We start from the raw sequence: 11627 nt of genomic DNA on the forward strand, positions 1-11627 counted from the left end.
GCAGTATTTTTCACTAACGATCGGTCAGCGACAACGACTAAGGTGCGCAGCACGACCGGAGGCCCTATGCCCAGCTGCGACCGCGCCCACCTCTCCGCCCTACTCGCCGCCGCCCTGGCGCTGGTGGTGGTGCACGCGCTCGGCCGCTTCGCCTATACCCCGCTGCTGCCGCTGCTGCTCGACGACGGCCTGTTCGACCTGGGCCAAGGCGCCCAACTGGCGACCTGGAATTACCTCGGCTACCTGCTCGGCGCCCTGCTCGCGCTGCCCATGGCCACCCCGCGCGGCTTGCGCCTCGGCCTGCCGGCGGCCCTACTGATCAATGCCGGCCTGACCCTGGCCCAGGTCTTCACCCAGGACATCGCCCTGCTGGCTGCCCTGCGCCTGAGCAACGGCATCAGCAACGGCGTGGTGTTCGTCCTCGCCCCGGCGCTGGTGCTGGAATGGCTGGCCCTGCGCCAGGCCACGGCGCTCAGCGGCCTGGTTTACCTCGGGCTGGGCGGCGGCATGTTGCTGTGCGGCCTGCTGGTGGCCATCACGCCCTGGCAAGGGCCGCTGCGCTGGCTGCCGATCGCCCTGTGCGCCCTGCCCCTGGCGCTGCTCTGCGCGCCGATGCTGAGCGGCCTGGCCCGCGGCCTGCCGGGCAATTCCCAGGGGACACCCGAAAGCCGGTTGCTGAATGCCCGCAACCTGCCGCTGCTGCTGGCTTACCTGGGCGCCGGCCTGGGTTACATCCTGCCGCTGACCTTCCTCCCCGCCCTGGCCCGCGAACAGCTGCCCGCCGGCCATCCGCTGCTGGTCGGCAACTGGTGGTGGACGGCGCTCGCCTGCCTGATCTCGGCGAGCCTGTGGAACCAGGCCGGTGCCTGGCTGGGCGACCGCCGCGCCCTGCTGGCCAACTACCTGCTGCAACTGCTCGGCGTGGCCATGCCGATCCTGCTGCCCGGCCCCGTCGGCGTGCTGGCCTGCGCCCTGCTGGTGGGCGGCAGCTTCCTCGGCACCGTGCTGCTGACCCAGCGCCTGGCGCGCGCCCTCAACCCCGACCAGGGCTTGCGTCTGGCGGCATTGCTGATCAGTCTCTATGGCGGCAGTCAGCTGCTCGGCCCCTGGCTGGTGCAGCACTGGACAGCCGCCGGCCATAGCCTCACCAGCAGCTTTTCCATCGGCGCGGCCGCGCTGCTCTGGGCCCTGTTGTGGGCCTGGCGCGTAGCCGAAGCGCCATCCACCCGCTGAAACGGAGCCATCCCATGTCTCTCACCGCCCTGCTTGGCAGCGAGCTGCCCCTGATCCAGGCCCCCATGGCCGGCTCGCAGAACCATCGCCTGGCCGCGGCCGTGTGCCAGGCCGGCGGCCTCGGCTCGCTTCCCTGCGCCATGCTCACGCCCGCCGCCCTACGCCAGGAGCTGGAGGCGCTGCGCGGCCTGACCGCGCGCCCGTTCAACCTGAACTTCTTCAGCCATCTGCCGCCCGCGCCGGACGCCGCCCGCGAGGCGACCTGGCGCGAGACGCTGGCGCCCTATTACCGCGAGCTGGGCCTGGACCCGGCCGCCATAGTCGGCGGGCCCGGGCGTCTGCCGTTCAACGCGGAGACCGCCGAGCTGGTGGAGGAATTCCGTCCGGCGGTGGTCAGCTTTCATTTCGGCCTGCCGGAGGAGGCGCTGCTGCAGCGGGTCCGGCGCAGCGGGGCGAAGATCCTCTCCAGCGCCACCACCCTGGACGAGGCGCTGTGGCTGCAGGAGCGCGGCGTCGATGCGGTGATCGCCCAGGGCCTGGAGGCCGGCGGCCATCGCGGCCACTTTCTCGACGGTGACCTGAGCCGCCAGCTCGGCACCTTCGCCCTGCTGCCCCAGCTGGTCGATGCGCTGTCGGTGCCGGTGATCGCCGCCGGCGGCATCGGCGACGCCCGCGGCGTGGCCGCGGCCATGGCCCTGGGTGCGGCCGGCGTGCAGGTCGGCAGCGCCTACCTGCTGTGCCCCGAGGCGAGCACCAGCGCGGTGCACCGCGCCGCGCTGCAGAGCCCGGCGGCGCGCCATACGGCGCTGACCAACCTGTTCAGCGGGCGCCCGGCGCGCGGCATCGTCAACCGCCTGATGCGCGAGCAGGGGCCGCTGAGCCCGCGGGCGCCGGCCTTCCCCCTGGCCACCGCGGCCATCGCGCCCTTGCGCGCGGCGGCCGAAGCCCTGGGCAGCGGCGATTTCTCGCCGCTGTGGGCCGGGCAGAACGTCGCCAGCTGCCGGCCCATGCCGGCAGCCGAGCTGACCCGCGCGCTGGCGCGCGGCTTCGCTCACTCGATCTGACGAACCGTCACTCCCGCGCAGGCGGGAGTCCAGGCGCCGCCACTTTCCTGGGTTCCCGCCTGCGCGGGAACGACGGTTAACTGGAGATAGCGGGAACACTATCAGCGTTGATGATGATGCTGGGCAGCTTGGCGGACGGCTGCCTAGACTCGGTCGATCATCTGGAGGCCCGTTCCATGTCCGAGACCCTGCTCAGCTCCCGCAACCTGGCGTTCGAACTCTACGAGGTGCTCGACGCCGAAGCCCTGACCCAGCGCGAACGCTTCGCCGAGCACAACCGCGAGACCTTCGACGCCGCCATCGCCACCGCCCGCAGCATCGCCGAGGAGCTGTTCGCCCCGCACAACCGCAAGAGCGACGAGCACGAGCCGCAGTACGTCGACGGCGCCGCGGTGCTGATCCCCGAGGTCGAGCCGGCCCTGCGCGCCTTCCACGAGGCGGGTTTCCTCAACGCCACCCGCGACTTCGAGCATGGCGGCATGCAGTTGCCCAACCTGCTGTCGCAGGCCTGCTTCGCCCATTTCCAGGCGGCCAACGCGGCCACCGCATCCTATTCGATGCTGACCATGGGCGTGGCCAACCTGATCGAGGCCTTCGGCAGCTTTGATCAGAAGGCCCGTTTTCTGCAGCCGATCATCGACGGCCGCTTCTTCGGCACCATGTGCCTGACCGAACCGCATGCCGGCTCGTCGCTGTCGGATATCCGCAGCAAGGCCGAACCCGCCGCGGACGGCAGCTACCGAATCAAGGGCAACAAGATCTTCATCTCCGGCGGCGACCAGCCGATCTCCGAGAACATCGTGCATATGGTGCTGGCCAAGCTGCCGGACGCGCCGCCCGGGGTGAAGGGCATCAGCCTGTTTATCGTGCCGAAGTTCCTGGTCAACCAAGACGGCAGCCTGGGCCCGCGCAACGACGTCACCCTGGCCGGCCTGTTCCACAAGATGGGCTGGCGCGGCACCACCTCCACCGCGCTGAACTTCGGCGATAACGGCGAGTGCGTCGGCTATCTGGTGGGCCAGCCGCACCAGGGCCTGTCCTACATGTTCCAGATGATGAACGAGGCGCGCATCGGCGTCGGCATGGGCGCGATCATGCTCGGCTACGCCGGCTACCTGTATTCGCTGGACTACGCGCGCAACCGCCCACAGGGCCGCCAGCCGGACGGCAAGGACCCGAGCAGCCCGCAGGTGGCGATCGTCGAGCACACCGACGTGCGGCGCATGCTGCTGGCGCAGAAGGCCTACGTCGAAGGCGCCTTCGACCTCGGCCTGTACGCCGCGCGCCTGTTCGACGACACCCACACCCTGGCAACCGCCGAGGAGCGCGCCGAGGCGCTGCAGCTGCTCGATCTGCTCACCCCCATCGTCAAGTCCTGGCCCTCGGAGTTCTGCCTCAAGGCCAACGAACTGGCGATCCAGATCCTCGGCGGCCACGGCTACACCCGCGAATACCCGGTGGAGCAGTACTACCGCGACAACCGCCTCAACCCCATCCACGAGGGCACCCACGGCATCCAGTCGCTCGACCTGCTCGGGCGCAAGGTGGCGATGAACGGCGGCGCCGCACTCAAGCAGTTGCTCAAGCTGATCCACGGCACCTGCCAGCGCGCCGCCGAGTACGAGTCGCTCACCGCCCTGCGCCAGCCGCTGGAGCAACTGCTGGCGCGCCTGCAGGCGGTGACCCTGGCCCTGCTCGGCGACCTGATGGCCGGCCAGGTCAACCAGGGCCTGGCCAACTCGGCGCTGTACCTCAAGGTGTTCGGCCACACGGTGATCGGCTGGCGCTGGCTGGAGCAGGCGATCCGCGCCGAGCAGGGGCTGGCCAGGGGCGATGGCGGCGACGCCGACTTCTATCGCGGCAAGCTGCAGGCCGCGCGCTACTTCCTGACCTGGGAAGTGCCGGGCTGCCATCACGAGCTGGCCATCCTCGAGGCGCGCGACGATACCTGCCTGGGCATGCACGACGCCTGGTTCTAGATGTCGCCAGCGGCCCGCCCTGGCGGGCCAGGGCGGGCTGGAAAAATGTAATAAGCTTTTTGACAGCGGGGCGAAGGCAGCGGTTAGAATCCCTGGCACGCGCCATGCATGACGGCGCATTCACCACCAGGCCAGGAGTACGCCGTTGGACGCCAGCGCCATCAACAATCTGTTCTTGATCGGCGCCATGCTGGTGGCGGCCAGCATCCTGGTCAGTGCCTTCGGCACCCGTTTCGGCATCCCCATCCTGGTGATCTTCCTCGCCGTCGGCATGCTCGCCGGCGTCGACGGTCCCGGCGGCATCGTCTTCGACAATTACCCGCTGGCCTACCTGGTGGGCAACCTGGCGCTGGCCGTGATCCTCCTCGACGGCGGCATGCGTACCCGGGTTTCCAGCTTCCGCGTGGCGCTGTGGCCGTCGCTGTCGCTGGCCACCCTGGGGGTGGTGATCACCGCCGGGCTGACCGGCCTGGCCGCCGCCTGGCTGTTCGACCTGAGCCTGCTGGAGGGCCTGCTGATCGGCGCCATCGTCGGCTCCACCGACGCCGCGGCGGTGTTCTCCCTGCTCGGCGGCCGCGGCCTCAACGAACGGGTCAGCTCGACCCTGGAAATCGAATCCGGCAGCAACGACCCGATGGCGGTGTTCCTCACCGTCACCCTGATCGCCATGCTCGCCAGCGGCCAGACCGGCTTCAGCTGGGACCTGCTGATCCAGCTGCTGCAGCAGTTCGGCCTCGGCGCCCTGCTCGGCCTCGGCGGCGGCTGGCTGCTGCTCAAGCTGATCAACCGCATGGAGCTGGCCAGCGGCCTGTACCCGCTGCTGGTGGTCAGCGGCGGCCTGATCATCTTCGCCATCACCACCGCGGTGGGCGGCAGCGGCATCCTCGCCATCTACCTGTGCGGCCTGCTGCTGGGCAACCGGCCGATCCGTTCGCGCCACGGCATCCTGCACATGCTCGACGGCCTCACCTGGCTGGCGCAGATCGGCATGTTCCTGGTCCTCGGCATGCTGGTCACTCCCCACGAGCTGCTGCCCATCGCCTTGCCGGCGCTGGGTCTGGCGCTGTGGATGATCCTCTTCGCCCGACCGCTGTCGGTGCTGCTCGGCCTGCTGCCGTTTCCGGCCTTCCACGACCGCGAGAAAGTCTTTATCGCCTGGGTCGGCCTGCGCGGCGCGGTGCCGATCATCCTCGCGGTGTTCCCGCTGATGGCCGGGCTGCCCAATGCCCAGCTGTTCTTCAACGTGGCCTTCTTCATCGTCCTGGTCTCGCTGCTGCTGCAGGGCACCAGCCTGCCGCTGGCCGCCCGGCTGATGCGCGTCACCGTGCCGCCGGAGCCGGCGCCGGTGTCGCGCGCCGGCCTGGAGGTGCACCCCACCAGCCAGTGGGAGCTGTTCGTCTACCGCCTGGGCGCGGAGAAATGGTGCATCGGCGCCGCCCTGCGCGAGCTGAACATGCCCGAGGGCACGCGCATCGCCGCGCTGTTTCGCGGCCGCGAGCTGCTCCACCCGTCCGGCAGCACGCGCCTGGAGGCCGGCGACCTGCTCTGCGTGATCGGCCACGAGGCCGACCTGCCGGCGCTCGGCAAGCTGTTCAGCCAGGCGCCCAAGCGCGGTCAGGACCTGCGCTTCTTCGGCGACTTCGTCCTCGAAGGCGACGCCGAACTGGGCGCGGTGGCCGCGCTCTACGGCCTCAAGCTGGAAGGCGCCGAAGGCCAGTTGCACCTGGGCCGCTTTATCGCGCACAAGGTGGGCGGCGAACCGATCGTCGGCGACCAGGTGGAATGGCAGGGCCTGACCTGGACGGTAGCGGCGATGGACGGGAACAAGGTGCGCAAGGTCGGCGTCAAATTCCCCGAAGGCAGCCGCCCGGGCCCCGGGCTGCACTTCTAGGACTCTGTTAGGATCACAGCTGCGCGGGCAATGACGTCCGCGTAACTGTCTCAGTAGCACAGTCCTACACTGTCCTCGTCCCATTCAGCAGATCCCACGACCATGCCCCTGTTGCGCCTCCCGTTCGTCGCCGCCCTGCTCGCCCTGTGCCTGAGCATTCCCCCGGTTCTCGCCCAGGAGCCGCCCAAGGCCGAGAGCGTGCAGCAAAGCCTCGACGGCCTGGCCGAGCGCCAGCTGCCGGAAGCCGAGCAGCTGGCGCTCAAGCAGACCCTGGAGCAGACCCTGCGCCTACTCAAGGATCGCGAGACCAGCGAGCAGCGCCTGGCCGACCTGCGCACCCAGCTGGAAAACGCCCCGCGGCTGATCGCCGAGGCCCAGCGCGAACTCACCCAGCTCAAGGCCAGCCAGCCGGCGCCGCTGGCCGAGCGCCACGCGCGCACCGCCCTGGCGCAGTTGGAGCAGATGCTCGGCGAGCGCTCCAGCCAGCTCAGCGACTGGAACAAGGCGATCATCGAGGCCAACAGCCTGGTGATCACCGCGCAGACCCGCCCCGAGCGCGCCCAGGCCGAGATCAGCCAGAATCAGGCACGTAGCCAGCAGATCAACAACAGCCTGAAGAGCGACCGCGACAGCGGCAAACCGCTGAGCGCCGAACGCCGCGACCAGCTCGCCGCGGAACTCGCCCTGCTCACCGCGCAGACCCAGCTACGGCGCCAGGAGTTGGCCGGCAACAGCCTGCTGCAGGACCTCGGCAACGCCCAGCGCGAGCTGCTCGAGGAGCGCATCAAGCGCGCCGAGCAGGAACGCCTGGAACTGCAGAGCCTGATCAACGAAAGGCGCCGCGCCGAATCCGAGCAGACCGTCGCCGAGCAGTCGCGCGAGGCCGAGCGCGCCGGCTCGGACAAGCTGCTGGCGCGCGAGAGCACGCGCAACCTCAAGCTCTCCGACTACCTGCTGCGCGCCACCGAGCGCCTCAACCAGTTGACCGAGCAGAACCTGCAAACCCGCCAGCAGCTGGACAACCTGGTGCAGGCCGACCAGGCCCTCGACGAGCAGATCGGCGTGCTGCAGGGCAGCCTGCTGCTGTCGAAGATCCTCTACCAGCAGAAGCAGGCGCTGCCCAGCCTGGCGCTGGAGGACAGCAAACTGGCCGACGAGATCGCCGATATCCGCCTGTACCAGTTCGAGCTGGGCAAGCAGCGCGAGGAGATCGGCAATCCCGGGGCCTATATCGACCAGTTGCTCGCCGGCCAGCCCGCCGAAGAAGTCACGCCCGAGCTGCGCGCCACCCTGGGCGAGCAGCTCAGTACCCGCCGCGAGCTGCTCGACCGGCTCAACCGCGAGCTCAACGCCCTGCTCAACGAGTCGATCACCCTGCAGCTCAGCCAGAAGGAACTGCACAGCACCGCCAGCAGCCTGCGCGCCACCATCGACGAGCAGATGTTCTGGATTCCCAGCAACAAGCCGCTCGACCTCGAATGGCTGAAGGGCGCGCCGCGGCACCTGCAGCAGCAGCTGGAAAGCCTGCCCTGGGGCCTGGCGCTGAAGGAGCTGGGCGCCGGCCTGCTGGAGCGGCCGCTGGTGTTCCTGCCGCTGCTGCTGCTCTGCGCCTTTATTCTCTGGCGCCGCCAGTACCTGTTCGCCAAGCTCGGCGGCCTGCACGACGACATCGGCCACTACAAGCGCGACAGCCAGCTGCACACGCCGCTGGCGCTGGGCCTGAACCTGGCCCTGGCGCTGCCCGGCGGGCTGTTCCTCGCCCTGTGCGGCTACGCCCTGCTGATGGACGCGCGCGGGCAGAACCTCTACCTCGGCGCCGCTCTGTACGAGATGGCCCAGGCCTGGCTGGTGTTCTACACCCTCTACCGCATCCTCTCGCCGAATGGCGTGGCCGTGCTGCACTTCCACTGGCCGCCGGCCAACGTCGCCTTCTTCCGCCACCATATCCGCAGCCTGGGTCTGGTGGTGATGGCACTGGTCGCGGTGACCAGCGTCGCCGAGCACCAGCCGGCCAGCCTGGCCGGCGACGTGATCGGCATCGGCGTGGTGCTGACCTGCTACGCGCTGATGGCCTGGCTGCTGTTCCGCCTGCTGCTCGGCGCGCCGCTGCGGGAGCACACCTCGGCGCTGCGTTCGAGCGTCGGCCTGCTGTTCAGCCTGCTGCCGCTGGCGCTGATCGCCGCCGTGGCGTTCGGCTACTACTACACCGCGCTGAAGCTCACCGACCGCCTGATCGACACCCTCTACCTGCTGATCCTCTGGCTGCTGCTGGAAGCCGCCTTCATCCGCGGCCTCGGCGTCGCCGCCCGGCGCCTGGCCTACCAGCGCGCCCTGAGCAAGCGCCAGGCGCAGAGCAAGGACGGCAGCGAAGGCGAGACGGTGGTCGAGGAGCCGACCCTGGACATCGAGCAGGTCAACCAGCAGTCGCTGCGGCTGATCCGCCTGGCCCTGCTCGGCGGCTTCCTGGTCTGCCTGTACTGGGTCTGGGCCGAGCTGATCGGCGTGTTCACCTACCTCGACACCGTGACCCTCTACGCATACAGCAGCGGCACCGGCGAGGCCGCCGCCCTGGTGCCGATCAGCCTGATGGACGTGCTCGGCGCGCTGATCATAGTCGCCATCACCGTGGCCCTGGCGCGCAACCTGCCCGGCCTGCTCGAGGTACTGGTGCTGTCGCGCCTGAAACTGGCCCAGGGCAGCGCCTACGCCACCACCACCCTGCTGTCCTATGTGCTGGTCGGCATCGGCATCGTCACCACCCTGTCCACCCTCGGCGTCAGCTGGGACAAGCTGCAGTGGCTGGTGGCGGCGCTGTCGGTGGGCCTGGGCTTCGGCCTGCAGGAGATCTTCGCCAACTTCATCTCCGGCCTGATCATCCTGTTCGAGCGCCCGGTGCGCATCGGCGACGTGGTGACCATCGGCAACCTGTCCGGCACGGTGAGCAAGATCCGCATCCGCGCCACCACCATCACCGATTTCGACCACAAGGAAATCATCGTGCCGAACAAGACCTTCATCACCGGCCAGTTGATCAACTGGTCGCTGAGCGACACGGTCACCCGCGTCACCCTCAAGGTCGGCGTCGGCTACGGTTCGGATCTCGACCTGGTGCGCAAGCTGCTGCTGCAGGCCGCCCAGGAGAACGCGCGGGTGCTCAAGGAGCCGGCGCCGCTGGTGTACTTCCTCAACTTCGGCGAAAGCACCCTGGATCACGAGCTGCGCATCCACGTGCGCGACCTCGGCGACCGCAACCCGGCCACCGACGAGATCAACCGCTTCATCGACCGCGAATTCCCCAAGCACGGCATCAACATCGCCTTCCGCCAGGTCGAGGTGTATGTGAAGAACCTCGAGCGCGGCGAACACCAGCTCGAACAGAAAGACCTGATCAAGGCCGCCGCAGCCGGTGCGGCCAACGTGCAGACGCCGCCCCCGCCGGCGGCGACCTGAGCCATAGCGGAGCACGCGGTGAAACGCCTCGACCAGCTGAGCTTCGACAATCGCTTCGCCCGCCTCGGCGACGCCTTCTCCACCGAGGTGCTGCCCGAGCCCATCGAGCAGCCGCGCCTGGTGGTGGCCAGCGCCGCGGCCATGGCCCTGCTCGACCTGGCGCCGGACGAGGCGCAGCGCGCGGAATTCGCCGAACTGTTCGCCGGACACAAGCTATGGAGCGAGGCCGAGCCGCGCGCCATGGTCTACGCCGGGCACCAGTTCGGCGGCTACACCCCGCGCCTGGGCGACGGCCGCGGCCTGCTGCTGGGCGAAGTGGTCAACGCCGCCGGCGAACACTGGGACCTGCACCTCAAGGGCGCCGGGCAGACCCCCTACTCGCGCATGGGCGACGGCCGCGCGGTGCTGCGCAGCTCGATCCGCGAGTTCCTCGCCAGCGAACACCTGCACGCCCTCGGCATCCCCAGCTCGCGGGCGCTGTGCGTCACCACCTCCGACACCCCGGTGTGGCGCGAAAGGCAGGAGCGCGCCGCCATGCTGCTGCGCCTGGCGCCCAGCCACGTGCGCTTCGGCCACTTCGAGTACTTCTATTACACCCGCCAGCACGAGCAGCTGAAGATCCTCGGCGAACATGTGCTGGCCTGTCATTTCCCCGCCTGCCTGACCCAGGACGAACCCTGGCTGGCGATGCTGCGCGAGGTGCTGGAGCGCACCGCCGGCATGATCGCCCACTGGCAGGCCTACGGTTTCTGCCACGGGGTGATGAACACCGACAACATGTCGATCCTCGGCATCACCTTCGACTACGGGCCCTACGCCTTCCTCGACGACTTCGACGCCGGGCACATCTGCAACCATTCCGACGACAGCGGCCGCTACAGCTTCAGCAACCAGGTGCCCATCGCCCACTGGAACCTGGCGGCGCTGGCCCAGGCGCTGACGCCCATGGTCGAAGTGGACAAGCTGCGCGCAACCCTGGAGCTGTTCCTGCCGCTGTACCAGGCCCACTACCTCGACCTGATGCGCCGCCGCCTGGGCCTGCAGGGCGCCGAAGACGGCGACGAGGAACTGGTGCAGCGCCTGCTGCAGCTGATGCAGGGCAGCGCGGTGGACTACACGGGGTTCTTCCGCGAGCTGGGCGCCAGCGAACCGGCAACGGCGCTGGCGCGCCTGCGCGAAGACTTCGTCGACCTGGCCGGCTTCGACGCCTGGGCCGAGCGCTACATCCTGCGCACCGAAGGCGAAGGCGGCAGCCAGGCCGAACGCCAGGCGCGCATGCACGCGGTCAACCCCAAGTACATCCTGCGCAACTACCTGGCGCAGCAGGCCATCGAAGCCGCCGAGGCCGGCGACTACGGCCCGGTGCGCGAACTGCACACGGTGCTGGCGCGGCCCTTCGACGAGCAGCCGGGGATGGAGCGCTACGCCCAGCGCCCACCGGACTGGGGCAAGCATCTGCAGATCAGCTGCTCGTCCTAGGTTGGCTTGAGCCGGCACTCGACAGGGAGCGCCCCCCGGCTATGCGCAAGCTTCGTCACGCTTATGTTGGGCTTCGTCGCAGGCTCCTCAACCCAACCTACGAGCTGCCCGTCGTAGGGTGCGCCGTGCGCACCAACCACCCGACCTGAGTCGATGACGCCTCTTCTCTACCAATCCCTCGCTGGTGGATGGGTAAAGCGCCATCCACCCTACGCCTGCACGCCTTATCCAATAAATCGAAAAGGCATATAAACCTTCTCAAACATTCTTAGACTATCTAAGCGAAGCCCACTATCGTGGCGACCTTGTGCGGCCGCCCAGCGCGGGCCCGATACCCCCAGAACCTGTTCAAAGTCTCGCGAGCTAGCGCAATGCAAGGCGCAACGACCAACGGGAGTAACAGCCGAAGGCTGGCCCGAAGGGTGAGCGCCAGCGAATCAAACAGGCGAGGAAGCGGAGTTTACGGCTGTAAATGAGCATTCCGAGCCTGTTTTTAACGCAGCAGTGCCGACGCGCAGCAGACTTTGGGCA

General features: G+C 68.8%; 6 protein-coding genes. All 6 read left to right on the top strand.

Going from position 1 to position 11627, the window contains the following annotated elements:
* Positions 1-66: 66 nt before the first annotated feature.
* The 6 genes from ACIGKL_RS10955 (at position 67) to selO (ending at position 11096) form a co-directional block, all read left to right on the top strand.
* On the top strand, positions 67-1233 hold the full coding sequence (locus ACIGKL_RS10955) for a YbfB/YjiJ family MFS transporter (RefSeq protein ID WP_397486660.1): 1167 nt from the start codon (positions 67-69) through the stop codon (positions 1231-1233).
* A gap of 14 nt (positions 1234-1247) precedes the next feature.
* Positions 1248-2297 (top strand): NAD(P)H-dependent flavin oxidoreductase, encoded by a 1050-nt coding sequence (locus tag ACIGKL_RS10960; protein ID WP_397486661.1) that lies wholly within the window; start codon positions 1248-1250, stop codon positions 2295-2297.
* A 176-nt stretch (positions 2298-2473) separates the two neighbouring features.
* On the top strand, positions 2474-4276 hold the full coding sequence (locus ACIGKL_RS10965) for an acyl-CoA dehydrogenase (RefSeq protein ID WP_397486662.1): 1803 nt from the start codon (positions 2474-2476) through the stop codon (positions 4274-4276).
* A gap of 145 nt (positions 4277-4421) precedes the next feature.
* The gene (locus ACIGKL_RS10970; protein WP_397486663.1) at positions 4422-6167 is read left to right on the top strand and encodes a potassium/proton antiporter; all 1746 of its coding nucleotides are present in this window, start codon (positions 4422-4424) and stop codon (positions 6165-6167) included.
* Positions 6168-6269: 102 nt separating this feature from the next.
* On the top strand, positions 6270-9617 hold the full coding sequence (gene mscK, locus ACIGKL_RS10975) for a mechanosensitive channel MscK (protein ID WP_397486664.1): 3348 nt from the start codon (positions 6270-6272) through the stop codon (positions 9615-9617).
* Positions 9618-9635: 18 nt separating this feature from the next.
* Positions 9636-11096, top strand: coding sequence for a protein adenylyltransferase SelO (gene selO, locus ACIGKL_RS10980; RefSeq protein ID WP_397486665.1), 1461 nt, complete (start codon positions 9636-9638; stop codon positions 11094-11096).
* Positions 11097-11627 lie beyond the last annotated feature (531 nt).

The sequence above is a fragment of the Pseudomonas sp. NPDC077186 genome, assembly GCF_044543505.1.
GTDB lineage: Bacteria > Pseudomonadota > Gammaproteobacteria > Pseudomonadales > Pseudomonadaceae > Aquipseudomonas.